Origin of the sequence: Halalkalirubrum salinum (assembly GCF_005543295.1) — an archaeon.
Taxonomy (GTDB): Archaea; Halobacteriota; Halobacteria; order Halobacteriales; family Haloferacaceae; genus Halalkalirubrum; species Halalkalirubrum salinum.
Map to the genome: position 1 here is coordinate 78,224 of NZ_SRSG01000010.1, position 23,431 is coordinate 101,654.

At 59.4% G+C, this 23,431-nt stretch carries 24 protein-coding genes; 13 read left to right on the forward strand and 11 right to left on the reverse strand.

Annotated features, from left to right (window positions below):
* Positions 1-21 precede the first annotated feature (21 nt).
* Both E5K03_RS03815 and E5K03_RS03820 read right to left on the reverse strand, forming a co-directional pair.
* Complete coding sequence (locus tag E5K03_RS03815; protein WP_138005042.1) at positions 22-471, reverse strand: DUF302 domain-containing protein; 450 nt, start codon at positions 469-471, stop codon at positions 22-24.
* Positions 472-514: 43 nt separating this feature from the next.
* A complete protein-coding gene (locus E5K03_RS03820; RefSeq protein ID WP_138005043.1) occupies positions 515-799 on the reverse strand; it encodes a DUF5789 family protein in 285 nt (94 codons plus the stop codon).
* Between the two features lie 132 nt (positions 800-931).
* Between E5K03_RS03820 and E5K03_RS03825 the strand changes: the two genes are divergently transcribed.
* Entirely contained in the window at positions 932-1,945 is a 1,014-nt protein-coding gene (locus tag E5K03_RS03825) for a DUF7139 domain-containing protein (protein WP_138005044.1), read from the forward strand.
* An 8-nt stretch (positions 1,946-1,953) separates the two neighbouring features.
* Here E5K03_RS03825 and E5K03_RS03830 read toward each other — a convergent pair whose 3' ends face one another.
* The 3 genes from E5K03_RS03830 to E5K03_RS03840 are packed head-to-tail and all read right to left on the reverse strand — an operon-like array spanning position 1,954 to position 4,658.
* Entirely contained in the window at positions 1,954-2,451 is a 498-nt protein-coding gene (locus E5K03_RS03830; protein WP_138005045.1) for a Mut7-C RNAse domain-containing protein, read from the reverse strand.
* Between the two features lies 1 nt (position 2,452).
* The gene (gene polX, locus E5K03_RS03835; RefSeq protein ID WP_138005046.1) at positions 2,453-4,201 is read right to left on the reverse strand and encodes a DNA polymerase/3'-5' exonuclease PolX; all 1,749 of its coding nucleotides are present in this window, start codon (positions 4,199-4,201) and stop codon (positions 2,453-2,455) included.
* Between the two features lie 16 nt (positions 4,202-4,217).
* On the reverse strand, positions 4,218-4,658 hold the full coding sequence (locus E5K03_RS03840; protein ID WP_138005047.1) for a DUF5788 family protein: 441 nt from the start codon (positions 4,656-4,658) through the stop codon (positions 4,218-4,220).
* A 136-nt stretch (positions 4,659-4,794) separates the two neighbouring features.
* On the opposite strand from E5K03_RS03840, the gene E5K03_RS03845 reads away from it, so the two are divergent.
* On the forward strand, positions 4,795-6,138 hold the full coding sequence (locus tag E5K03_RS03845) for an alkaline phosphatase family protein (protein WP_138005048.1): 1,344 nt from the start codon (positions 4,795-4,797) through the stop codon (positions 6,136-6,138).
* Between the two features lie 12 nt (positions 6,139-6,150).
* Here E5K03_RS03845 and E5K03_RS03850 read toward each other — a convergent pair whose 3' ends face one another.
* Positions 6,151-7,239: a tubulin/FtsZ family protein gene (locus E5K03_RS03850; protein WP_138005049.1), complete on the reverse strand. Its 1,089-nt coding sequence runs from the start codon at positions 7,237-7,239 to the stop codon at positions 6,151-6,153.
* A 160-nt stretch (positions 7,240-7,399) separates the two neighbouring features.
* On the opposite strand from E5K03_RS03850, the gene E5K03_RS03855 reads away from it, so the two are divergent.
* The 4 genes from E5K03_RS03855 to E5K03_RS17075 all read left to right on the forward strand — a co-directional run bounded on the left by E5K03_RS03855 (position 7,400) and on the right by E5K03_RS17075 (position 9,806).
* Positions 7,400-8,053 (forward strand): HAD family hydrolase, encoded by a 654-nt coding sequence (locus E5K03_RS03855; protein WP_138005050.1) that lies wholly within the window; start codon positions 7,400-7,402, stop codon positions 8,051-8,053.
* Positions 8,054-8,119: 66 nt separating this feature from the next.
* Complete coding sequence (locus E5K03_RS03860; RefSeq protein ID WP_138005051.1) at positions 8,120-8,554, forward strand: DUF5791 family protein; 435 nt, start codon at positions 8,120-8,122, stop codon at positions 8,552-8,554.
* On the forward strand, positions 8,551-9,480 hold the full coding sequence (locus E5K03_RS03865; RefSeq protein WP_138005052.1) for an SDR family oxidoreductase: 930 nt from the start codon (positions 8,551-8,553) through the stop codon (positions 9,478-9,480). The genes E5K03_RS03860 and E5K03_RS03865 overlap by 4 nt, the downstream gene beginning before the upstream one ends.
* A gap of 182 nt (positions 9,481-9,662) precedes the next feature.
* On the forward strand, positions 9,663-9,806 hold the full coding sequence (locus E5K03_RS17075; protein WP_171006585.1) for a DUF7503 family protein: 144 nt from the start codon (positions 9,663-9,665) through the stop codon (positions 9,804-9,806).
* Positions 9,807-9,814: 8 nt separating this feature from the next.
* On the opposite strand, the gene E5K03_RS03870 is transcribed toward E5K03_RS17075, so the two are convergent.
* Positions 9,815-11,884: a hypothetical protein gene (locus E5K03_RS03870; RefSeq protein ID WP_138005053.1), complete on the reverse strand. Its 2,070-nt coding sequence runs from the start codon at positions 11,882-11,884 to the stop codon at positions 9,815-9,817.
* An 8-nt stretch (positions 11,885-11,892) separates the two neighbouring features.
* Positions 11,893-12,585 carry a DUF7504 family protein gene (locus E5K03_RS03875; RefSeq protein ID WP_138005054.1) on the reverse strand — a complete coding sequence of 231 codons (693 nt, stop codon included), beginning with the start codon at positions 12,583-12,585 and terminating at the stop codon, positions 11,893-11,895.
* Between the two features lie 126 nt (positions 12,586-12,711).
* On the opposite strand from E5K03_RS03875, the gene E5K03_RS03880 reads away from it, so the two are divergent.
* Positions 12,712-13,812 carry a pyridoxal phosphate-dependent aminotransferase gene (locus E5K03_RS03880; protein ID WP_138005055.1) on the forward strand — a complete coding sequence of 367 codons (1,101 nt, stop codon included), beginning with the start codon at positions 12,712-12,714 and terminating at the stop codon, positions 13,810-13,812.
* A 61-nt stretch (positions 13,813-13,873) separates the two neighbouring features.
* Complete coding sequence (locus E5K03_RS03885; RefSeq protein WP_138005056.1) at positions 13,874-14,518, forward strand: DUF7095 family protein; 645 nt, start codon at positions 13,874-13,876, stop codon at positions 14,516-14,518.
* A 69-nt stretch (positions 14,519-14,587) separates the two neighbouring features.
* Here E5K03_RS03885 and E5K03_RS03890 read toward each other — a convergent pair whose 3' ends face one another.
* The 3 genes from E5K03_RS03890 to E5K03_RS03900 all read right to left on the reverse strand — a co-directional run bounded on the left by E5K03_RS03890 (position 14,588) and on the right by E5K03_RS03900 (position 17,263).
* Positions 14,588-15,433: a class I SAM-dependent methyltransferase gene (locus tag E5K03_RS03890; RefSeq protein WP_138005057.1), complete on the reverse strand. Its 846-nt coding sequence runs from the start codon at positions 15,431-15,433 to the stop codon at positions 14,588-14,590.
* Between the two features lie 6 nt (positions 15,434-15,439).
* Positions 15,440-16,318: a deoxyribonuclease IV gene (locus E5K03_RS03895; protein WP_138005058.1), complete on the reverse strand. Its 879-nt coding sequence runs from the start codon at positions 16,316-16,318 to the stop codon at positions 15,440-15,442.
* 126 nt (positions 16,319-16,444) lie between these two features.
* Positions 16,445-17,263 carry a lipoate--protein ligase family protein gene (locus E5K03_RS03900; RefSeq protein WP_138005059.1) on the reverse strand — a complete coding sequence of 273 codons (819 nt, stop codon included), beginning with the start codon at positions 17,261-17,263 and terminating at the stop codon, positions 16,445-16,447.
* 288 nt (positions 17,264-17,551) lie between these two features.
* On the opposite strand from E5K03_RS03900, the gene nosZ reads away from it, so the two are divergent.
* Genes nosZ through E5K03_RS03925 form a run of 5 tightly spaced genes read left to right on the forward strand, consistent with a single transcriptional unit; the run spans position 17,552 to position 23,401 of the window.
* A complete protein-coding gene (gene nosZ / locus E5K03_RS03905; RefSeq protein ID WP_138005060.1) occupies positions 17,552-19,477 on the forward strand; it encodes a TAT-dependent nitrous-oxide reductase in 1,926 nt (641 codons plus the stop codon).
* 29 nt (positions 19,478-19,506) lie between these two features.
* Positions 19,507-20,256, forward strand: coding sequence for a hypothetical protein (locus E5K03_RS03910; protein WP_138005061.1), 750 nt, complete (start codon positions 19,507-19,509; stop codon positions 20,254-20,256).
* Positions 20,249-21,652, forward strand: coding sequence for a nitrous oxide reductase family maturation protein NosD (gene nosD, locus E5K03_RS03915; RefSeq protein WP_138005062.1), 1,404 nt, complete (start codon positions 20,249-20,251; stop codon positions 21,650-21,652). Before E5K03_RS03910 ends, nosD begins: the two co-directional genes overlap by 8 nt.
* A 19-nt stretch (positions 21,653-21,671) precedes the next feature.
* The gene (locus E5K03_RS03920) at positions 21,672-22,451 is read left to right on the forward strand and encodes an ABC transporter ATP-binding protein (RefSeq protein ID WP_138005063.1); all 780 of its coding nucleotides are present in this window, start codon (positions 21,672-21,674) and stop codon (positions 22,449-22,451) included.
* Positions 22,448-23,401, forward strand: coding sequence for an ABC transporter permease (locus tag E5K03_RS03925; protein ID WP_138005064.1), 954 nt, complete (start codon positions 22,448-22,450; stop codon positions 23,399-23,401). Before E5K03_RS03920 ends, E5K03_RS03925 begins: the two co-directional genes overlap by 4 nt.
* Positions 23,402-23,431 lie beyond the last annotated feature (30 nt).

Consider the following 23,431-nt stretch of genomic DNA (forward strand, 5'->3'; position numbering starts at 1 on the left):
TCGAGCCGGTCAGCGATCAGTTCACAGCGACTCCAGACGATCGTACACACTGGCAACGAGTTCCCCGGTGTCAGCGATGATCGCATCCATCTCGTCGGTATCTTCGGCCATGCCCAGCATTTGAGCGATCCGCATAATGCTCACGTGGTAGACGACCTGCTCGTTTGGTGCTCGCTCCCAGACAATCATGTTGCACGGGAACAGCCCACCGATCTTGTTGTCGGTCGCCGTCAGCGCCCGATCGGCGATCGCCGGGTTACACGCGCCGAGGACGTAGTACGGATCGCGGCCCGCATCGACTTTCTCGTTGAGCATGTCGGAGGGTGAGAACTCGACTGGAATGCCAAAGCCCTCATCAAGGCAGATTTCACGGACCGTCTCGATCGCGGATTCGTGGTCGCTTTCGAGAACAGCCATGTGTTCGCCGTACATCTCGGGGGTGATCTCCGTGGGGTCGAACGGAAGCATCATACCACTATATTGTCGGCCGTACGCAAAAGCGAGGGGGTCGTGACTACTCGTCGGTCAACACAGGACCGGTACCGACGACGGCGGTAACCTCGTCGATGAATGTCTGGCGACGGTCGAAGTAGGTCGTATCGATCGATTCGAGCACAGTCGATAGTTCGGTGGCACCATCGGGCGTGCGGATCTCACTGTCGCCTTCCTGTTCGACGATCGCGCTTTTTGTCGCGGGCCAGGTCAATCGCGAGGCAACGCGGGCGAGCGGTGCACCCTCCACGGAAGGGCCCGTTCCGAGTTCGACCGCTGGTTCGTCCTCGGCGTCCTCATCTGACATGTGCGGCGATTCGACGGGCGGGTGGGTAACCTTTTCGAACCACCGCAGCGACGATCACTCGAGTATTATGATACCATTTGTCACACGATCGTCTGACGTACTGTTTTGTATCGGGCGATCGTACCCCCCGGTATGACAAGTCTCTCCGAGGCGTACCACGGGGACGCCGCAACCCGGACGGGCAGACGGCGACTCGCCGCAGGAGCTGGGTTGTTCACCGCGGGAGTACTTCTCGTCGTCGCCGGAATTCTCGTCGCTGGGACCGAGCTGCTTTTAAATCGCGGCTATGGGCTTGGCGACATCCGGCTCTACGGTGGTATTCTCGGTGGGATCGGGGTTCCAGCGGTGTTTCTTGGCATCTTCACCGTGTTACCGGCCAGCCGAAACACCCGGGCGGCGGCGGTCGTCGGGGCATGCCTCTCAGTATTCGGCGTTGCACTCTTTGTTCACGCGTATCCCTGTGGATGGATCGGCAACTCCTGTGCGGTCCAACAAACCGATCTCACCCTACCGACTGCTGGGATGTACTCTCTCGGGGTAATTACGACGTTTTGGTGTCTGTTCACCGGGGTTGTCAACTTCAAGACGCGGAACGATCCCGGCGGAACCGTCACAATGAACATCACCCGCCGTGGCGAGACGAAGGTCGTCGAAGTCGAAAAGCCCCTTTCGGGATTCGGAAGTGTCGGGCTGTTTGGCAGCGATCCAGACGGTGAGGTCGAAACTCAAACCAACGCGGTGTCGCCGACCAGCGACGGCGGCGAGCCCACACAGACAATCTCCTCACCGATGGATCAGCCATCACCGTCCCAGACCGCGAGCACGGACCGGGTTGATACGATCGGCCCGAAGTCCCGATCGAACGGCCAATCGGCAGGGAAAACGACAACAAACCGGCCCTCGGACGCCGCAGGAACGCAGGCTGCCAACACGTCCAACGAAGGAACCGCAGGCGGCATGGCTAACGACGAGTCAGTCGTTGAGTACCAGTCGAGTCCCCAGTCGGATGGACCGGTCGATCGCTACTGCGGCAGTTGCTCGCACTTTCAATACGTTCGGACCGATGACGGCATTCAGCCGTACTGTGGCTACCACTCTGCGCTCATGGACGACATGGACCCCTGTGAGGAGTGGACTCGACGCTGACTAGCCAGCTACTTTTTACGAATCGCTTGGAGCCGATCGCGAACGTCGGCCCAGTGACTTCCTTTCCAGAACAGCTGTCCACAGGACTCACACGCCCAGAGTCGACGGTCTTCAGGAGCGTACTCCGGCACGCTGTCGCCACAAAATCGCGTGACGTGTCCGTTACAACGCCCGCAGTACTGTGGTTCTGCCGGGAGCGTTAGATCGACACCCGCGGCAGCGATCGACCGAAGCTGTTCGTCAAGGGCTGTCGACGCAACGAAGATCGAGCCGTCCGTTCGCTCGGCGAGTTCACGATCACGCGTGAGAAGTGTCCTGTCGGTCCACTTGGCGATTTGACGGAGCCGATCGTCGGCCCCAACCCCGATATCGGGCCCGTAGACGGTATCATACCCACACATCCGAAGATAGGTGACGAGCGTGCCAAACATGGCGTCGACGAGGAAGCGCTGAGAGCGATCGGTCGGCTCGGTAGACGATGCTGCATTTGGGCCACTCGGGACCATCTCAATCGAGGAACGATCGCAGTTCGTCGGGAGACAGGCAGTTGATTACGTCACTGGCTTCGGTCCACCCGCGACGAGCGGTGTAGACGCCGTACCGCACGTACTCGAGCGAACCGGGCCCGTGAGCATCGGTGTTGATCGAGATCGGTGCGCCCGCGTCAATCGCCGCCCGGACGGCCTCGCCGTGCAAATCGAGCCGCGCAGGATTCGAGTTGACCTCGAGGGCTGTCTCGTGTGTAGCTGCGTGCTCAGCGATCTGAACGAAATCCAGATCAAGCCCTTCGCGGCTGTTGATAAGCCGGCCAGTTGGGTGACCAATTACGTCGACTTCAGGGTGTTCAATAACCTGACAGATGCGATCGGTTACCGCCTCGGTCTCGCCTTCGAGCGCAGTGTGTGGAGACGCCACGACAATATCGAGTTCTGCAAGTACGTCGTCGCCGGTGCTGACACCACCGTCTGCGGTAATGTTCGTCTCGACGCCGGCCAAGACTTCGATGTCGCGGTCCTCGTTCAACTGTTCGATCGTCGCGATCAACTCGCGGAGGTCATCGTCCGAGAGTCCAACGCCAGAGACAATTCCGGGGCCGCTGGCGTGGTCTGTCACGCAGTGGAATTCGTAGCCGCGATCGGCCGCCGCGTCAACCATCTCGCGGATCGTGTAGCGGCCGTCCGAGCGATCGCTGTGGGTGTGACAGTCCCCTCGGATGTCCTCGACGGCTACAAGTTCCGGCAGATCACCGGCGAGTGCGGCGTCGATCTCACCGGTGTCTTCTCGAATCTCCGGGGGAATCACCGGCATATCGAGTGCGCCGTACATTTCCGCCTCGGTCTCACCGCCCAGTCGGACACCCGCTCGCTGGCTATCTTCGTCATCAGGCACATCTGAGACATCGAAGACGCCATACTCGTTGAGTTTCAATCCGCGATCGATCGCGACGTTCCGCAGGTGAACGTTGTGGGCTTTGCTCCCGGTGAAATACTGTAACGCTGCGCCGTACTCTTCGGGAACGACAACGCGGAGATCCACCCGAACGCCGTCCGCGCGGACGCTGGATTTGCTCTCACCGGCCTCAATGACCGCATCCGCGCCGTCCCAGTCGGTAAACGCCTCGACAACTGCCTTGCCGTCGTCACTGGCGACGAGGACGTCGATGTCACCGATCGTGTCTTTCCACCGCCGTATTGAGCCGGCGACTTCTGCAGTTTCGACGGCCGATCGACCCCGAATGTACGACAACAGTTGGTCAGCAACTGGGCGGGCATCACCGAGGCGCTCGCGCTCTTGGGACTGTCGGGCGAACGGGATATTCTCGAGAATGTTTGACTCCGTCTTCGCACCGAACCCACTAATTTCCTGAATCTCGCCGGCTTCAGCGGCTGCTTCAAGCTCATCAAGGGTTGTAATCGAAAGCACCTCGTAGAGCGCTCCGACGGTTTTCGGGCCGACGCCTTCGACAGCGGTGAGTCCGGCCATGTCGACGGGTAGCTCCTCGCGAAGTTCTTCGAGTTCCTTGATCGACCCCGTCTCGACGTACTCGATGACTTTCGAGGCGATCGCCTCGCCAACCCGATCGATCGCTTCGACTGCATCTTGCCCCGTTGCAGCCAACTGTTCGATCGCTTCGGGGTGGTCTCTGATGTTTTCGGCAGCCCGCCGGTAGGCGTTGGGTTTGTACTCGACACCCTGGGCCTCCAGCAGGTCAGCGAACTCTTCTAGTCGTGTCGCGATCTCGTCGTTTCTGCTCATATAGTTATCAGGAAGATTACGTCCGACCGCGCGTGCCGCTCATCTCTTCGCGGCCCAAGGCTTTTTTCAGGAAATTCATCCAGCGTTTGGTGTCTGCGGCCGCCTGCCGGTCAGCTTCGGCCTGGAGGTCAGTTGGGTCAAGCTGTTCAAGTGCGTTCAGTGCCCGATCGATCGCGATGATCGACGACGCGATTTCCTGTCCGTTCTCGTAGCTCACCTCGTTGTTATCGATACGCGCGAGCCGCTCGGTTCGTTCGCGGCGGAGGTTTCGCTTTGCCTGCTCAACCCGATCGCGCTCGCCCCGGGGGATCGTGTCTCGACGTTTGATCTCAAAGACAAACGATCTGAGATCGATCTCCTCACCTTGGATCTCGATCGACTCCGGGAGGGTGACCCCAACGGTCGCGCCGTCGCGGCCGATCCGCTCAAGCAGTTGTTTCCGCTGATACTCCTCCATACCATTGATTCGGGCGGTTCGCACTTTGCTCCTTCGGCCCGCGGACCTGCGAGAACCACTCACAAGCCGTCACAGGTCCCGCCCAGTATCTCCGCGAAACTGAAACTACTTATGGCCCTCTCCGGTAAGAGAATGTATGGGTTTGTTCGATCGGCTCCGCGGTGAGAAATCCCCGCGCGTGGCCTTTCTTGGTATCGACGGCGTGCCGTTCAGCCTCCTTACGAACCACGAGGATGCATTTCCGAACCTGACAGCAATGGCCGAAGCAGGCTCGGCCGGGGAGATCGATAGCATCGTTCCGCCCGAGTCCAGCGCCTGCTGGCCCGCGCTGACGACAGGGGTAAACCCGGGGGAGACTGGCGTATACGGTTTTCAAGACAGAGAGATCGGGTCCTACGACACATATGTCCCGATGGGACGTGACGTGCAAGCGACCCGGATCTGGGATCGCGTCACTGAGGCGGGTCGAAACGCGACTGTCCTCAATGTCCCGGTCACGTTCCCGCCACAGCGAAACGTCCAACGAATGGTATCCGGATTTCTCTCGCCCGGCGTCGACAAGGCCGCATATCCGGATGAACTGCGCGAAACGCTCGAATCACAGGGGTACATCATCGACGTGAACGCGAAACTCGGCCACAAAGACGACAAGTCCGAGTTCATGGAGCACGCGAACAAGACGCTCGATCGCCGCTTCGAGGCGTTTAAACACTACTTTGAGGCCGATGATTGGGATCTGTTTTTCGGCGTGTTCATGACAACCGATCGCGTGAACCACTTCCTGTTCAAAGACTACGAGCGCGATGGCGAAAACAAAGAGCTGTTCATGGATTTCTACCGCCAGCTGGATACGTACATCGGTGAGTTGCGATCGATACTCCCCGACGACGTGACGCTCATCGTTGCCTCCGATCACGGCTTTACGTCCCTCGATTATGAGGTCCACTTCAACGCGTGGCTCGAAGAGAACGGGTGGTTGTCCTACGAGGATGACGACCACGAGGAGCTCGGAGACATCTCCGATGATACTCGCGCGTACTCGTTAATCCCTGGACGGTTCTACATCAACCTCGAGGGTCGTGAGCCGCGCGGCACCGTCCCGGAGGACGAGTACGAGTCTGTTCGTGCAGAGCTGAAAGCTGAACTCAAGTCGTTGACCGGACCCGACGGGACGCCCGTCTGTTCACGAGTCGTTGAAAAAGAGACGGCCTTCAGAGGCGATCACGACGAGATCGCACCGGATCTCGTTGCGATTCCAAACGGCGGCTTCGATCTCAAAGCCGGCTTCAAAGGTCACGACAAGGTCTTTTCCACCGGGCCGCGAAACGGCATGCACAGCTTCGACGACACCACGCTTTTGATCGACGATCCAGACGCATCAATCGTCGATGCAGATCTCCTCGACATTGCGCCAACGATCATGGACTTAATGGAGATTGATTACAACAGAACGGCGTTCGACGGCGCGAGCCTCGTGTAGGCCAGACCGCAATCAGAATAGATTTTCGAGTTCGTCGGTTTCGAAGACAGATCGGCGGTCGACCTCTGTCTCTTTTTTTTCTCGTTCCTCTTCGAGTGCCAATCGTGCGCGTTCGAGAAACCGTTCGACGCGGTTTGATCGCTCAACTCCGCCGAGGAGGATGAGTGCAGCGACCCGATCGGACTCGATCGGGAAGTCGCCGCCGCGAACCTGCATGCTTCCAGTTTCGTCTTCAAGCCAGCGCCGCGCCTTCTCGACACCTTTCCGAGAGATTCGCTCAGGATTTCCCGCAATGACTAAGAGTGCGGAGTCTGCATCGGTCGCACCCGGCAGGCTCGATCCCGTGAGGAGCGCGTTTCGAGCTGTGCTCGTGATCGCATTGAGATTCTCGGTCGGATCGTCGCTGGCGAGTGAACTCGCGTAGCCGAGCGCCGCGAGCCCACCCGATCGGAGCGTATTGATGACTTCGCTGGTGTCAACGACACTTTCGGCAACGCCCTGGGTCGCCTCGCCGGCGGCAAACAACAAGCCAAACCGTCTGGCAATGTTTTGATTGATCGCGTCGTAGCCCTCGCTCACGCTCTCACCGCTTTGTTTCCACGCGTCGTTGTCGACCAGCAACAGCGAATCAGCCTCGCGGGCGAGCGTCTTGAGCGATCGTCCGGCATTGACCTGATACAGCGTTCCCTCGTCTTTGCCAGGGAGAATACCGAGGGCATAGATTGGGATATCGTAGACGCGTTTCAGTCGACGGACTAACACGGGCGCACCACCAGAACCCGAGCCGCCGCCGAGCCCAGCAATGACAACAACTGCCTCAGTTCGAGCGTCGATTTTCTCACTGACCGTGCCCATCACTTCGTTGATATCTGATTCCATAACCTCCGCGCCGAGTTCGTTGTCACCGCCAACACCGTGACCGCTCACCTTATCTTGCCCGATAAGAGCAGTGTCCATCGGGAGCTCAGAAAGATCTGCCTTAGCGGTGTTTATTTCGAGTGCGTCGAGAACGGATCCGAACCCCATTTGTGCATCGAATTCCGCGAGCGCAGTGGTTATTTTCCCGCCAGCCTGACCCACACCAACGAGGACTGTTTTCATGCTAACAAGTGAGCAAGCAGTACTCTTCAATATTGCCCCGCGGTTTCTGGACGCGAAGTGACAACGCGATCGATCATGGCCGCTACTTCCAATCAATGGACGGCGGTAGCGGCCGACTCACAGACGATCTTTTTTGCCATCGCGTGCGGAGACACGTACAATGGACACTTACAGCGCGGTCTTGTTCGATATGGACGGTGTATTGATCGACTCTGAGCAGTACTGGGAAACGGTATGGCGTGAAACTATTTTTCCGCACCTCCAGGACGGCACACCGACGGTGGAGGAAGTGACCGGCCGATCGTACGACGAGAGTCTAGCGGAACTGGTCGATCGCTACGACAGCGACGTAACACTGGAAGCGCTCACCCAAATGTTCCACGAAGCGGCGATCGACATATACAGCCGAAAGGTCTCGCTGACGCCAGGGATCGACTCACTTTTCGAATCACTGACGAGTCGAGGGGTAGCGGTTGCGATCGTCTCATCAGCACACCCCGACTGGATCAAAACCGTCGTTGACCGTTTTGACCTTCCAGCTGTCGAGGCGATCGTGAGTGCTATCGAGATTGATGGTCTCGGAAAGCCCGAACCAGATGTCTATCTCGCTGGGGCTTCCGAGCTCGGTGTCGATCCGGCCGACGCGATCGTCGTCGAGGACTCACGAAACGGAATTGAAGCGGCGCTCGCAGCAAGTGCGACAGTAATCGGCTTCGCGAGGGATCATCCAGTCCCGGACGTCGAGGAACTCCATACGATCGCAGACACGCCCGAGGACCTCCGAAAGACGATCGAGTCGCTCCTCGAAGAGTAACCCGAAATAACGGGATGGGCCGCCCGCAAGACAACCGTTTTCTCGATCGACCCTCGAATAAATAGTATGTTGTACGACGCTGCGTCGGAGCCGGCTGCAGGGACAGTGTCCGCCCTGCGGGCAGCATACGACGAACAGCTGGCAGCAGTCCTTGAGTCGACAGACGTAGAGGCCGCTGCTTCGGAGACCGGAATTGCTGCCGAAACGCTGGCTGCGATCGCTGCTGGTGAGTCACCTGAGCTGACTGTTCGAGAGGCCGTGGCCGTGTTGGCACTCGATCCAGAACGGCCGGACGCCGACGCGATTGTGTACGAACTCCGCGATCACTTGCTCATGGGCATGACAACCGGCGTGTTGGACGTGGATACGATCGCCTCGCGGATCGCTATCGATCTGACCGGACAGGAGGTCCAGCAGGCGCTGGAAGGCCGGACTGAAATGACACTCGATCACCTTGCGGCGATCCAGCACGTGATCGAAACGCAAAACGACAGCACATGAGCGACCCAACAGACACCGTAGGTGAGCAGGTCGATGCCGTAATTCTCGGCTGTGGGTACGTCGGCATCGAATTGGGCCGACAGCTGACTGAGGCAGGGTTTGATGTAGTCGGTGTTCGTCGATCCGCCGACGGTCTCGACGCGATTGAGGCCGCCGGATTCACCGCAAAGGAGGCGGACCTGACCGCACCAAAGACACTCGAATCGCTGCCAGACGCCCGGTGGCTCGTCTTCGCTGCAAGTTCGGGCGGCCGCGGTGCCGATGCCGCACAAGAAATCTTTGTCGACGGGCTCGAAACGGCGATCGAAGCGTACGGAACGCGATCGACCCCACCCGAGCGGCTGGTGTACACCTCAAGTACTGGGGTGTATGGCGATCACGATGGAGAGTGGGTCGACGAGTCGACACCGATCAACCCAACAACGGACAAAACCGCGGTGCTCGCGGAAGCTGAACGAGTCGCGATCGAACGCACAGCCGAGCACGGAATCGACGGCACCGTCGTCCGGTTCGCCGGCCTGTACGGGCCCGATCGCTACCGCCTCTCGCGGTATCTTGAGGGACCGGTAACGGAGGGGTACCTCAACATGGTCCACCGCGAGGACGCAGCGGGATCGATCGCGTTTTTGCTCCGTGAAGGTTTCGCGCGCGGAGAGACCGTCTTGGTTGCCGACGACGAGCCAGCCGACAAATGGACGTTCGCAGACTGGCTGGCCGACCAGTGCGGCCGTGATTCACCGCCAAAGCAGACAAAGGCGGAGCGGATCGCCGATGGATCGCTCTCGGCGGCTGCGAAGCGGCGGATCAAGACGAGTAAGCGTTGTTCGAACGATCGGCTCAACGAACTTGGCTACGAGCTTCGATATCCAACGTATCGAGAGGGATATCGAGCGGCGATCGACGCCTATACCGGAAGCGATCGCTGAAGTGCGATGGACGCGATCGACCAATAAGCCTGCTGACTTTCTCGTAGGACTGAATTTCAGGGATAACAGGGTTGAGAGCTACGTGTATGGAATCCTGTCAATCCCTCACAGACTAAGTTTTTTCTTTAATACATATGAACCTTTAAATTAATTATATTATCTCCCCGAGCTATGTGAATAGTATGTCGCAAGACAACAACGGCAAGATGGCACAGTTTCTGGCAGAGCACCCGCGGCTGATCGGCGTCCTGTTTACGATGATGTTGTTATTGACGCAGGCGGGGAACGTTGCAGCGTCGAACTCTTCTTCAGTTGTTGGACCGTAAGTGTAAGATTATAACAGTGATACAAATTCATCACTCCATATTAATTTTCCTTCGTATATCATCGGAATTGAGGTAGGGGTAAAAAATGCATATAAATCGTCTTTTGATACGCTAATCGTATCGATGTACCCTGAAGAAAGGTACCGCTGATTAACTCGTGGGATATGTGGTGTAAATATCGTCCCCATGTCAGACTTCTGAGTCGGATACGTCTCAATCGTCACCTCAAACATATCATCATGTGAATCAACTACTTCACACACAAACGGTGTGACGTTCGTTTCTTCGGCGAGTTGGAGGTTACCTTCGCCGATTACCATGTACTGGTTCCCAACTAGTCGTTCCTGACGAGCGATATCAATCGCCGATCGCAAGGAGAATCCGTCCAACAGGAGCCGGATAAATTTCGCTCCAATCTCGACAGCAGGACCGTTCAACACTTCGCTCGTTGTAACAACACCTCCGACGCAACCCCCATCAACGAGTGCGTGTCCTTGCGTATATGATGCACACCCGTTAAGAATGAATGCATCGACGGAGTATCCTTCGTGATCGCGCGCGTCGAACATACCATCAGAGCACAAGATCCCATCAGGAGTGACGTGACCGACGTAGTGGACGAAGTCAACATCGGAGTAGAGAAGCTCCCGGAAGGCGTCGGTGCTCAAGTTTTCAATAATTTCTATAGAGACGTGTTCACCCTGCAGCCCTTTGAACACCTCTTCAAGACGTTCCCGTTCCGTGTTCATCGCGTCGTCGTTGACAGCCACCGCGATTTCGAGGTCTCCATCGCGTTCCAACTCGCGGCTAAGCCGGTTTTTAAACGAGTCAACCGTCGTTTTTCCGACTTTGATTGGGTCTGCATCGCCGACCCAAGTGTGTTCGACAGAGGCCGCGTCCGGAACGTCGACGAAAGCGGTACGTGGTGTATCGACCGCTCCTGCGTCCCGAAGGAAATCGCCGACAGATTCTGGGGCCGATTTCACTGTCTTTGTTGAGCCAAGTTCTGGACATCGAATGGCAGCGAGATCGCCAGCTAAGTACGGAAGCGCTTCGACGTACTCCGTATCGGGCTGGATATCTGTAGTCAAGCGCCATTCGGGTACAAGATCCACAATATCTTCGAATGGAATCTCCAAGTACTGGCCAACACGATCACCAATCGGAAGTTCGTATAGGCGTCTCCAGTCAAGTGAGTGTCGCTTCTCGAACTCGGATCGTTCGTACAACTGCATCTGGTAATAGCCCTCTGTGCGAGCCAGACAATCAAAGAAAAAGATGTGCTGGAGGGTTCGCGCAACGGCAGAGTCGTACGTTTCTGGACGGTCTGTCGTACCTAAATTGCACTCCCATCCTGGGCCAACCAGCCGAGCATCCGACGACGGAACCATCGTCGCGCCAAGATAGTACGCCAGCGACGTAGCCGGGAAGACGTATCGGTACTCAGGCGGACAGTGCAATTGGATCCCACTATCAGGCCGCGAAAGAGCTGATGGAACTTCGGTCGTTTCGCCAACCGAGATCGTCGGTGGATGCCCGCGGAGCGTCGGATACGATCGCTCCGGAGAGAGCGTTTTGAGCGCAGATCCGAAGTACGAAACGGCATCCATCACCGAGTACGGGTCTGCTTGTACTTGGATCTCCGCGGCAGGATGATCGTGCATAGACCGGTAGCCGATATGGAGTTCCGTCCGCGGGTCGAACTCGATCGTCGTCGAAAAGAAGTCTGACCGGACTACGACAGACGAGTCGACCCGAAGGTACGTCTTGATTCCCTCTGAACAGTCGATGAGGTACGTGTCCTGTGGGAGTTCGACGGAGCTGCCGTTCGTTGTTTCTGCGACGAACTCGCCATCTGCAGTCCAAATATGGACGTCCTGTAGCGAATCGAACTCGATCGCCCCTGTCTCGACACACACCGCATGCTCGACCGGGAAGTGAAACAGCTCGGAATCTGACGATCGGACCTCGACAGCCTCGGGGAAACCGAATCCAACAGAGGAGCGTTCGATCGGATCCCAGATCTCGAGTTCACGGCGATCCTCCGAGGGTCGGACCTCTGGTTTTTTGACACTCATAGTATCACCTAGAGTCGAACCCACTCTGTCGAGTAGTCGATCTGTGGGATGTGCCAGCGCTGTTCGGTCGGGAAGTCTCCTTGTCTACGGAGCTCCACCCTGGCGTCGAAGAGGTGTTTGAACTCCTCAACGAGCGGATCGTCGTCGTCGATCGGCAGATGATAGTGAGCCATCCCCTCGACGCCCTTGACGAGTCCGCCAATGATTCGGATGAACCGCGCGGCGTCGTAGTAATCGAAGCGCTCGACGATCGGCCGGAGCGTGAGGAGACTCATCCGAAGCTGGGAGGATTCGAGGTCACCGTACTCCTCGTCAAGGTCGGCGATCTCTTCGCAGATCCGGGTCTGGAGAGGGCGGAGCCGGCTGTCGATGAGCGGCTTCGGCGTTGGCGTCGATGGGGAGGGATGTTCAGTGGCGCTGGCACCACGCAGCTGGTCGGTTCCGACGTCGATAACGCGCGGCGCTGGAATGTACCCTTGTCTGAGGTAGTGATCGGGTTCGATCGTCAGATCCGTTGAAACGAGAATTCGTTCGCGGCATTTATTTGTCGAGCCAAGCAGCTCCTGGGTCGCGTGGAACGAGACGTTGGGCGCAACTTCGCCGGTGACGAGGATGTTCGATCCGATCTGCTTGAGCTCCGAGAGAACCTCGACGAGCTGTTTCGACTCGCCGCCAGAGAACGATGACCCAGCGCGTTTCATTATTTGACTACTATTTGCAAAGAGCTGTCAAATAACTTGCCATCCCTTCGGGTGTTACCTATTACCAGCGGCCAGAGTGCATAGTAGCTCCGAAACACCGAACACGACGCCGATCGTGGTGTAGATATGGACTACGAGACGCCGCAGTTTTTTCATCTGATGCAATACGCCTCGAACGCCGATCGCGACGTCATCGACATGGTCAGCGGTAATCCCGACTGGGAGCCGCCAGAAGCAATCAGAGCAGGCCTACACAAGTATGCCGACGGTGAGCCGTCGGCGTTTCAGTATCCACCGAGCGACGGACTGGCCGACCTCAAAACCGAGATCGGCGCGCGCCGGAACGTCGATCCAGATCAGATTATCGTCACAAATGGGACCGGCGAGGCGAACTACCTCGGGATGGCGCGCGCGATGGAGGCCTGTAGCGGCGATCGAGTGTTGCTCCCAGATCCGGTGTATCCGTATTACCCAGGAAAAGCGACGCTGCTCGGCGGGAAACCCGAGTTGGTGCCGACGAACGTTGACGGCTCGCTCGACGTTGACACGATGTGTGCAGCGATCGACGACGAGGTCGCGTGTATCGTCCTCAACACGCCGAACAACCCGACTGGCGCGATTTACGACCTCGAATCGATCCGGGCAATCGTTGCGGCCGCAGAGACCCACGATGCGCTCGTCGTCGTTGACGAAGTGTACGACCACTTCGATCTCGCGGGGACCTTCGAGAGCGCGCTGGCGATCGACTCAGCGAACGTCGTCGTCACCAGCGGCTTCTCGAAATCGATGGCGATCACCGGCTTTCGGGTCGGCTACGTGATCTTTCCAGAACACCTCGTTGCTGCAGCGAAGACGCGGCACATGCTCGTCAACGTTGCTGGGAGCAGGCCGGCCCAACAGGCCGTTTACGAGGCGTTGCGATCGACTCCGCCGGCGTACTACGAAGCCGCCAGAGAGACGGTTCGCGATCGCGTCGACGCCTTTACCGCCGCACTCGATGCCGCAGGCGCGGCCTACAGCCGGCCTGAGGGGTCGTTTTATGTACTCGCGCGGTTCGAGGACTTCCCGGGGACGATGGCGAACACAAAGCGACTGATCGATGAGGCTGGGGTGGCAGGTATGCCCGGCGAAACGTTCGGCACCGCTCGCGACGAATGGCTCCGGTTTGCACTCGTAACACCGAGGGTACAAGAGGCTGCAGACCGGCTCGCGGCGTACTTCGAGTGAGGATTCGAGCGAAGATCGAGGCCGAAACGGGTATCATCGCTCAGGATCGTATCATATGACAATGGATCGATCGGCCGCACTCGACCGCGTCGAGACACTCATCGATACCGTCGAATCTGAACCAATGGCAGTCCCGATACGGGAGATCTGGGTATACGGGGATGTAGCTCTGGGGTTAGATCCGATCGATCGACTCGACGTGTACGTCACCAAGGATATCCTTATGCGATCGGACGGCAACGCTGCCACAGAGTTCGAAGAGAGCCACGGGGTCAAAGGAATCGGCAGAACGGTCCGCACAGAGTGGGCCGAACAGTTCCCCGAATACATCCGCGCGAACGACGGCGGCTACGCAGCACCTGAGAAGTGCCTCGCTGCCCATCTGCTTGCAGCCGACGAGCCGATTCACCTCGAGGTCTGTAACGCGAGCTTCGACGACAACGTCACCCAGCGGCTGAAGGGAGCCCTTGCACAGGATGCCTACGAACAGATCCTCGACCCACGCGGGGTCTGTCTGTGGCTCGACGGTCGCCGCGGCGAGGACACGATGGAGAAGCTCCGCGGCGGAGAACTCCCGTTCCCGACGCTTTCTGGAGCGCTCGAGATGCTCGGAATGGACGCCGAGGAGGCGAGCGAAGCAGCCGACGTGGTCCGATCGCGCCGGGCGGAGGCAACGGGTGTAAGCGTCCGCGGCGACGTGGTGTAGTTCAGGCACTCACGGCACTATGTGTCCGAAGGTACTCACGGCACTATGTGTCCGAAGGTACTCACGGCACTATGTGTCCGAAGGTACTCGACCGACCGTGACATCGAACGGAACGACCTCAACGCGGCGGTAGGAGCTGTCCTGCATCTGTTCGACGATCGATCGGCCCATCTCGCGCCACTGCGAACGAAGTTCGTCGTACGACGTTGGTGCTGTCTCGGTGTCGAGCCCTCGCCGTAGTTCTGTGGCGTGATCGTCGAGTCCCGATCCACTGGCTTTCGCTGCTGCATCTGACAGTTCGGCCGAGGAGTACGGTGGCTCTGTCCGCTTTTCGTGGTGATACCGCGCCGTCGAGATTTCTTGGAGACCGATCGAGTCGAACAACGACGGGACGGCATCGCCGATCGAGACGTCTGTGTTGACGCCGCGGACAAACGCATCTCGTGCGGTCTGTTCGAGTCGCTGTTCGGCCTCGACTGTCGAGTCGACTCCGACGTGAGCGTTGTTCGGCTCGATCGTCGCCACGAGATCCGAAGAAACGCGGGCGAACTCCTCGAGCGCTGCGGCTGGCTTAGGGAGGTTTATCAACAACGCCTGGCAGACAACGAGGTCGAACGCGTCGTCAGCAAACGGAAGTGCGGTCGCATCACCCTGAGCATACTCGAGATCAGTCTCAGACTGTGCGACATCGAGCAGCGATCGATCGGCGTCGAGCCCCACGACGCGTGCGGGTGCTGCGTTCGTGTTCTCAGACTGCGACGCGGCTGCAAGGACCTGCGTTAGTTCGCCGGTTCCACACCCGACATCGAGAATCCGACGGCGGTTCGGGAGATCGAGGTCCGAGAGCGCGGCGATCGAATCGGCCCACATCCCCGCACGAGTGCGCGAGAGGTACGCCGCCGAGAACCGACGCATCTCGACTCAGGCCTCGTTACGAAGCGTTCGGACCCGATCGATGTTCCACGCGAAGCTCTTGCCGTCCTCAGTCGGCGTTTCGAGCACCAGTGGAACGTCAGCGATCGCGGAGTGGTTGACAAACGCGTTCATCCCCTCCTCCCCGATCAGTCCCTCACCGATGTGGGCGTGTTCGTCCTTGTTCGTCCCGCAGGCGTGTTTCGAGTCGTTGAGATGGACGCATTTGAGATGGTCGAGACCAACCACGTCGTCGAGTTCTGCGATCGTCTCCTCGACACCCTCTGCGGTCGAGAGGTCATAGCCAGCGGCGAAGGCGTGGGCGGTATCCAGACAGATGTCGAGATCCTGCTCGCTCAGCTCAAGAACCTGGGCGAGATGTTCGAACTTCCCGCCGAGTTTCGTGCCGCTGCCAGCATCAGACTCGATGAGTACTGTGACGCCCTCGGGGATCGACAGCTCGTCGAGCGCGCTTGCAGCGTTTTCGAGCCCACCCTCGACGCCCGCGCCGGTGTGTGCACCGAGGTGAACATTGACGTACGGAATTCCGAGCTGCTCGGCTGCGTCAATCTCTCGTTGCATCGAGTCGATCGACTTCTCGCGAAGGCCGTCTTTCGGGGTACAGAGGTTCACGAGATACGACGAGTGGATAACCCACGGGCCCTCGAGGGTCGCGTCAGTCTCTGATTTGAACAAGTCGGCTTCGCCGTCGTCGATATTGGGGTTCTGCCAGACTTGCGGCGAGTGGGTGAAGATCTGTCCGCAGTTCCCGCCGAACTGTTCCTGTCTGAACACCGCATTCGCGATGTTGCCGTGAGGGGGTTTTTCGGGATCGTTCGAAGCTTTCGAGGCAGAGATCGACACGTGGGCACCGACGCGAACTGTCATTAACTGAGACAGGATTCGGATGAACAAATGAACTTCGATCCGCCGGACGGGTTCGGGACGGATTGCTATGACGGGGTGTGAGCGATCGGTAGGTACTGGTTTTGACACTCGATTGAGACAGTTTGGCTACCGTTCGAGCACCCACGCGTCTGCGTTGTATTTTTCATCGACGCGATCGCGAGCGGCCGACAGCTCCGCGTCGGTCCACTCGCCGGGGACCGCAGCAACCCACGCCGCGAGCGTCTCCTCGAGCGTCGACACCGCCTCCGCCCGCGATATCTCGCTTTCCTCGTCGATTCCGGTCACCCGATCGCGGAATCGATCGACCGACACGGGGACCGAGCCGTCGGGCGCGTCGGGGTCCGCAAAGACGTCAAGGTGGGTTTCGGCGTCAACGTGGTAGGTCAACGAGCCGTGTTGGATCACGGCATCCGCTCGGCGATACTGGGCGTTGCCACTGATCTTTCGCCCGTTCGCGACGATGTCGTGAGCTGGGTGCAGCCCACGGAGGTAGCAGGCTGGCTCGTAGATCGCCGGGTGTGCTTCCCCGACGAACGACGCGGGGACGCCCATCCGATCAAAGGCAGTTAAGATTGGCTCACACAACAGCTCATAGCAATCCATCAGATCGCCCGGAAGCTCGGATTTTGGGGCGACGATCGAGTACGAAATGTCGCCATCGTAGTCATGATAGATGCCGCCGCCGCCGGTCTGTCTGCGAGTCACGTCGATGTCGTTGGCCTCGCAGAATTCCCAGTCAACGGTATCAGTTGCCTGTGCGTAGCCAAGCGAGAGACAACTCGGCTCCCAACGGTAGACTCGGATGGTTCGTGGCCCGCCCGCGGCGGCTGTTTCGGCGGCGATCTCGTCGAGTGCCATCTGCATCGGTCCCGGACGAACGTCCTCGCGGATGAGCCGCCACTCGCGATCGGCCAAGTCGGTCATACCGCTGACAAGCAGGCGATCGGGCAAGGCTGTTCCGCTCGAAAAGCGCAATCACGTAGCCGCCGGACTCGACACCGTACCCGAACGAATAGAGTCCGAATCCTCGACAAACTCAAGGGTTATTTGGGTCTGTCGAATACGCGAGCGGCGGGTCTCTGTATTGGGGGTATATGTAACGACGAACATATTCGGGAGGTGTTCTTGACCGATAGAAACCCGCGTAGGTTATTTACGCCGTGTTCAAACGCTGAATCGTGAGCGGCACTCGACGAAGCCGGCACACAACTCATGTCATCTGAGCAATCCAACCCGACGGCTGGGGAACGCACTGACACGGAAACACGCGAGACAGCCGAGGAAGCCGGCTTTACGCTGCCGAGCCTCTCGGTTAATCGCCGAGGCTTCATGAAAGCTGGCGCAGCAGCCGGCGCACTTGGCAGCCTCGCTGGCTGTACGAGCATGCTGAGCAGCGACGGCAACGGTGACGACGGTACGGTTGAAGCGGCTGGAGCCGATCATACAATCCCACCGAGGGAACTGGACGAGTACTACGGATTCCTGAGCGGCGGCCACTCCGGGAACATCCGGGTGTACGGGATCCCGTCGATGCGCGAAATCATGCAGATTCCGGTGTTCAACCGCGAGAGCGCCCGTGGGTACGGTTTCGACGACGAGACCCGCGAAATGCTCGAAGACGCCGGCGGGTACACGTGGGGAGACACCCACCACCCACGGCTGAGCCAGACCGACAACGACTACGACGGCCGATTCGCGTACGTCAACGACAAAGCGAACGGCCGGATGGCCCGAATCAACCTCAAGTACTTCGAGACGGACGCGATCGTCGACATCCCGAACCAGCAAGGAACCCACGGCGCGTGCGCCCGCTTGCCTGACACCGACCTCATATTCGGCGTCGGCGAGTTCCGCGTCCCGGTTCCGAACGACGGACGCGACCTCGAAGACCCCGACGCGTACGGATCGGTGATCGCGGCGATCAACCCCGAGTCGATGAACGTGGAATGGGAGGTGCTCGTCGACGGCAACATGGACAATGGCGACGGCGGCAAGGAGGGTCGGTGGTTCTTTGCGACCGGCTACAACAGCGAGGGAGCAACAAACGAGGAAGGAATGACCCGCGACGACCGCGACATGGTCAAAGCCTTCGACCTCCCGGCGATCGAGGAAGCCGTCGAGGCTGGCGAATACGAGATGATAAACGACGTGCCGGTCGTCGACGGTCGAAAAGACAGCCCCCTGAACGAGGGTGACGATCCGATCGTCTACTACATCCCGACGCCGAAGAGCCCCCACGGGGTGAGCGTCACGCCGGACAACAAGTACGCGATCGCCAGCGGCAAACTCGACCCGACAGCGTCGGTCATCGAAATCGACATGATCGACGAGGTTGACGACCCCGCAGACGCGATCGTCGGCCGGCCACAGCTTGGATTGGGGCCACTACACACCGCCTACGACGGCCGCGGACACGCGTACACGACGCTGTTCATCGACTCGCAGGTAGTCAAATGGGATATCGAGGCGGCCGTGGAGGCCGAGCCCGGGTCCGAAAGCCCGGTGATCGAAAAGATCGATGTCCACTACAACCCTGGGCACCTGATCGCCGCAGAGTCGTACACTGCCGATCCTGCGGGCGACTGGCTCATCTCGTTGAACAAGCTCTCGAAAGACCGATTCCTCCCGGTCGGTCCGATGCACCCAGAAAATGACCAGCTGATCTACATCGGCGACGACGAGGAGGGGATGCAGCTGATGAAGGACTCGCCGGCGTACGCCGAACCGCACGACGCGTCGATCTGTCACCGCTCGAAGATCGAACCCGCGTCCACGTACGACCCAGAAGACCTCGAGCTGGAACCGACAGCAAAGGGTGATGAGTCGATCGAGCGCGACGGCGACCGCGTTACCGTCGAAATGTACTCCGAGCGGAACCAGTTCGGGTTCGAGGAGATCATCGTCAACGAAGGCGATACTGTCGAGATGAAGGTGACGAACATCGAGACGACGAGTGATATCCTCCACTCGGTGGCGATTCCCGAGTACGATATCAATGTGAAGGTCGCCCCACAGGAGACGCGGAAGGTGACGTTCGAGGCAGACAAGCCCGGCGTCTACTGGTTCTACTGTGGGTTCTTCTGCAGTGCACTGCACCTCGAAATGCGTTCGCGGCTCATCGTTAGAGCAGCGGAATAACCACACACGAAAACACGAGACACAAATCCATGGTACCCTCGATCGATCGGTTCGGCGAACTCAGACGCGGCCTCCCGCTAATAGCCGCAGCGCTGTTGCTCGGCGCACTACTCGTCCCAGTGTGGCGGATCACGCTCACTGCGCCGCAGTATCCGGGCGAGGCGCTGTTTATTGATTTGTACGCGTATCCACGGCTGGGCGGCGATTACCTGGAGGTCCATGGACTCAACAAGTACGTTGGGTTCTACTATCCCGATCCGGTGTTCATCGAGCCGAACTTCCCGGTTCACGAGAAGTCGATCGCGACGCCGGAGTGGCTCCTCGGTCCCATCGTCTTCGTCGCGCTCTCGGCGACGGGCGTGTTCGTCGCGCTCGCCCCAACCGTCCGCAAGCTCAAGCTCGGGTTGACCGCGCAGCTCGTCGGGACGATCGGGGTCTTCATCGCCCTGTTTGCGTTCATCCAGTTCCGGCTCTACCAGGCTGGGCACTCGCTGGATCCAGACGCGCCGATCGCCGGCGTCGAAGGGTTCACACCGCCACTGTTGGGCAGCTACCAGGTGGCGAACATCAGTGGATTCGCGTGGTTTGGCCCCGGCGGCTACATGACGTTCATTGCGTTTGTCCTGCTCGTTGCAGCGTTCCTCGCACGGGACACCGACGCCCGGTTCACAGACGTGCCAGCGATCGTTCGATCACAGACCCAACGGGTACAGACGAAACTCGATCCCCGGAACCGAGACGAGAAACAACTGACTGGAGACACAAACGATCATGCATAATACCGCCACCGAGATCGGGTTCCTTGCGCTCGCCTGCGCGATCGTGCTCGTCGCCGTTGCCGTGCCGTTCGTCGCAGCGACACCGGATGCAGAGCCGATGGACCCGACCGCGGCGGCGGATTTCGCCCCTGGAACGGCCGCAGCCGAGGTGACTGCCCCTGATGCGGCGGGAACCGCGACGATCAACGGCGAGACGTACGAGAGTGTCTCTGCAGCAATCGACGCCGCTGAGCCGGGCGACACAGTCGTCCTCACAGGACGGTTCGACGAGCGGGTGAACGTCTCTGTCGACGATCTCACCATCGTTGCTGATGAGAGCGGTGCGGTCATCGATGGCGGCGACGAGGGACGCGTGGTGACGATTAGCGGCGAGAATGTCACCGTCTCAGGCGTCTGGGTCCGTGGTTCTGGGACAGATCTCACCGAGGAAGATGCAGGAATCTTCATCGCTGGCGACGGCGCGACGATCGAAACGGTTCGAGTGAGCGACTCGGCGTTCGGAATCTGGATCGACGGTGCCGATCGCGCGACGATCGCAGACGTCCGTATCGACGGTCAATCTGACGTGCACCCAGTGACAGAGCGAGGAAACGGGATTCAACTGTTCGAGACGAGCGACACCGTCGTTCGCGACAGTGAGATCACCGACACCCGCGACGGGTTGTACTTCTCGTGGGCGAGCAACGTGACCGCGGAGAACAACACGATGTGGAATACTCGCTACGGCGTCCACTACATGTACTCCGACGGAAATCGTCTCGTGAACAACACCGCAGTCGACAACGGCGTCGGCTACGCACTCATGGTGAGCGACGAGCTCGTGGTCAAAAACAACACTGCGGTGCGAAACACCGACACGAGCGGGCACGGAATCCTCGCGAAGGACATCGAGCGATCGGCGCTCACGAACAACACGATTGTCGACAACAAAAACGGCCTGTACGCCTACAACGCACAGCACAACCGGATCACGGACAACCTCGTGTTGGGAAACGATATCGGGATCCACAGCTCTGCGGGCAGTAGCGGGCAGACCCTTGCTGGAAACAGCTTCGTTGAGAACGGTCGCGCAGTCGCGGTGTCGACCGGTAAACTCCACCAGTGGAACGACACTGACCGTGGCAACTACTGGAGTGATGCACGGATACTCGATCGAAACGGTGACGGGACAAGCGAGATCAGACACCGACCGGCCGGCCTCGTTGAACACCTGATCGCCGAGTATCCGCAGGCCGCAATCTTCGCAGATAGCCCTGCCTTTGAGGCTGTCCGGATGGCCGAAAGCTCGTTCCCGATCGTCGACTCGCCGGGCGTCGTCGATCACCACCCGCTGACCGAACCACCACACGACTGGAAGCGGTACGTCGCCAAAGAGCCGACCAGCCACGAAACATAGCGCACTCAACAGGAAGACCATGGAGATCAACGCAACAAACGTACGGAAGACGTATGGGGACGTGACCGCCCTCGACGGACTCTCAGTATCGATCCCCGACGGATCGACCTTTGGGATCCTCGGGACCAACGGAGCCGGGAAGACGACGCTGTTCAAGCTGCTCATCGGCCACGATCGTCCCGACGAGGGAACGATCACCGTTGGCGGCGAGTCGGTGACCGACGCGGGGCGACGGATTAGAGAGCACGTCAGCTATCTGCCGGAACACATCGGCTTTCCGGCGTCGTTAACCGGACGAGAGGTACTGGCGTTCCACGCCCGCGTCCGTGGGCTATCTGCCGACGGCCGGACCGCCGACGCGATCGATCGAGTTGGCCTCTCACCCGAGGCAGCGGATCGGCCAGTTTCGGGGTACTCGAATGGGATGAAGCGGCGGCTTGGACTCGCGGCTGTGCTGCTCGCCGAACCGTCAGTGTTGATCCTCGACGAGCCGACTGCCGGGCTTGATCCGCGTGGAGTAACCGAGTTTCATCAAATTGTCGAACGAATCGGCGCAGAGACTGAGGCGACGATCGTCTTCTGTTCGCACGTCCTCTCGGAGGTCGAACGCCTCTGTGATCAGATCGCCATCCTCCACGAGGGCACGGTTCGTGCGAGCGGTCCTGTCGCGGAACTCGTCGGAGACTCCGTCGAGTTCGATGACGGTACGATTGAGCGATCGGGGCTCGATGCGGCGTTTCACGAGGCAGTCGGCGGCTCACCAGACGAACGCAATGAACTGGCGGAGGTACCCTCATGAACAATAACGGCACGACAGACGGAGATATGGCCACGGCAGGCGAGATCGATCCGGACGAGCGGGCCGTCTCAGACGGTGGCTATGTCGAGGCAGCGACGGATACGATCGGGCACGTCAACGCCACTGCGTCGACGGATGGCTGGCGAGCCGTCGTCCGTCACATCGGGATCGTCGGGGCGACGGAGTACCGACTGGCGGTTCGCAGTCGCTGGGTGATCGCACTCGCTGGGCTGTTTACCCTCTTTGGTGCGATGATCCTCACATTCAGCGGTTCAGCCGTCGGTCCAGAGGGCTTAGAGCGGGTTGTCGCCTCGCTGGCGAGCCTCGCGGTGTACTTAGTTCCGCTTGCGGCGCTGGCGTTCGGGTACGACGCGATCGTCGGCCGTGAAGCCGACGGGTGGCTCGCGGTCGTCCTCTCGCTGCCGATCGCGAGACGCGATGTCGTCGTGGGAACGTACCTCGGGCGGCTGCTCACCCTTACTGGCGCGGTCGTCGTCGGATTCGGGTTCACCGGCGTGTTGTTGCTGCGAGAGTTTGGCGCGGCCTACTGGGGATCGTACCTCCAGTTCTTCGTGGCAGCGATTGTGCTCGCGGCGGCATTCCTCGCGATCGCGACCCTGATCTCGACGATCGCCCGCGAGAAGACACACGCGCTCGGAGCGGCACTGCTCGTGTGGGTGTGGTTCGTGTTGATCCACGACCTGCTCTCGCTTGGGTTCGTTGCGGCGTTTTCGCTGCCAGACGTCGCGCTGTCGGCGCTTGTGCTCGCGAATCCGGCGAGCGCCTTTCGGGTGCTCGTGTTGAGTGGGCTCGGTGCAACGACCGGCGGATTCGCTGACGCACTCGCGGGAACCGCCCTCTCAACGAGTGTGCTCGCTGCGACGCTTCTCGCGTGGTGTATCCTGCCGATCGCCACTGCAGCGATCCTGATCGATCGCCGGAGGCTGTGATGAACGACATATAGTCTGACAGTATATTCA

Excerpts from the sequence above, each read along its gene's own strand:
- E5K03_RS03815 (WP_138005042.1), bottom strand. The coding sequence starts at position 471 with ATGATGCTTCCGTTCGACCCCACGGAGATCACCCCCGAGATGTACGGC.
- E5K03_RS03820 (WP_138005043.1), bottom strand. The coding sequence starts at position 799 with ATGTCAGATGAGGACGCCGAGGACGAACCAGCGGTCGAACTCGGAACG.
- E5K03_RS03825 (WP_138005044.1), top strand. The coding sequence starts at position 932 with ATGACAAGTCTCTCCGAGGCGTACCACGGGGACGCCGCAACCCGGACG.
- E5K03_RS03830 (WP_138005045.1), bottom strand. The coding sequence starts at position 2,451 with ATGGTCCCGAGTGGCCCAAATGCAGCATCGTCTACCGAGCCGACCGAT.
- polX (WP_138005046.1), bottom strand. The coding sequence starts at position 4,201 with ATGAGCAGAAACGACGAGATCGCGACACGACTAGAAGAGTTCGCTGAC.
- E5K03_RS03840 (WP_138005047.1), bottom strand. The coding sequence starts at position 4,658 with ATGGAGGAGTATCAGCGGAAACAACTGCTTGAGCGGATCGGCCGCGAC.
- E5K03_RS03845 (WP_138005048.1), top strand. The coding sequence starts at position 4,795 with ATGGGTTTGTTCGATCGGCTCCGCGGTGAGAAATCCCCGCGCGTGGCC.
- E5K03_RS03850 (WP_138005049.1), bottom strand. The coding sequence starts at position 7,239 with ATGAAAACAGTCCTCGTTGGTGTGGGTCAGGCTGGCGGGAAAATAACC.
- E5K03_RS03855 (WP_138005050.1), top strand. The coding sequence starts at position 7,400 with ATGGACACTTACAGCGCGGTCTTGTTCGATATGGACGGTGTATTGATC.
- E5K03_RS03860 (WP_138005051.1), top strand. The coding sequence starts at position 8,120 with ATGTTGTACGACGCTGCGTCGGAGCCGGCTGCAGGGACAGTGTCCGCC.
- E5K03_RS03865 (WP_138005052.1), top strand. The coding sequence starts at position 8,551 with ATGAGCGACCCAACAGACACCGTAGGTGAGCAGGTCGATGCCGTAATT.
- E5K03_RS17075 (WP_171006585.1), top strand. The coding sequence starts at position 9,663 with ATGTCGCAAGACAACAACGGCAAGATGGCACAGTTTCTGGCAGAGCAC.
- E5K03_RS03870 (WP_138005053.1), bottom strand. The coding sequence starts at position 11,884 with ATGAGTGTCAAAAAACCAGAGGTCCGACCCTCGGAGGATCGCCGTGAA.
- E5K03_RS03875 (WP_138005054.1), bottom strand. The coding sequence starts at position 12,585 with ATGAAACGCGCTGGGTCATCGTTCTCTGGCGGCGAGTCGAAACAGCTC.
- E5K03_RS03880 (WP_138005055.1), top strand. The coding sequence starts at position 12,712 with ATGGACTACGAGACGCCGCAGTTTTTTCATCTGATGCAATACGCCTCG.
- E5K03_RS03885 (WP_138005056.1), top strand. The coding sequence starts at position 13,874 with ATGGATCGATCGGCCGCACTCGACCGCGTCGAGACACTCATCGATACC.
- E5K03_RS03890 (WP_138005057.1), bottom strand. The coding sequence starts at position 15,433 with ATGCGTCGGTTCTCGGCGGCGTACCTCTCGCGCACTCGTGCGGGGATG.
- E5K03_RS03895 (WP_138005058.1), bottom strand. The coding sequence starts at position 16,318 with ATGACAGTTCGCGTCGGTGCCCACGTGTCGATCTCTGCCTCGAAAGCT.
- E5K03_RS03900 (WP_138005059.1), bottom strand. The coding sequence starts at position 17,263 with ATGACCGACTTGGCCGATCGCGAGTGGCGGCTCATCCGCGAGGACGTT.
- nosZ (WP_138005060.1), top strand. The coding sequence starts at position 17,552 with ATGTCATCTGAGCAATCCAACCCGACGGCTGGGGAACGCACTGACACG.
- E5K03_RS03910 (WP_138005061.1), top strand. The coding sequence starts at position 19,507 with ATGGTACCCTCGATCGATCGGTTCGGCGAACTCAGACGCGGCCTCCCG.
- nosD (WP_138005062.1), top strand. The coding sequence starts at position 20,249 with ATGCATAATACCGCCACCGAGATCGGGTTCCTTGCGCTCGCCTGCGCG.
- E5K03_RS03920 (WP_138005063.1), top strand. The coding sequence starts at position 21,672 with ATGGAGATCAACGCAACAAACGTACGGAAGACGTATGGGGACGTGACC.
- E5K03_RS03925 (WP_138005064.1), top strand. The coding sequence starts at position 22,448 with ATGAACAATAACGGCACGACAGACGGAGATATGGCCACGGCAGGCGAG.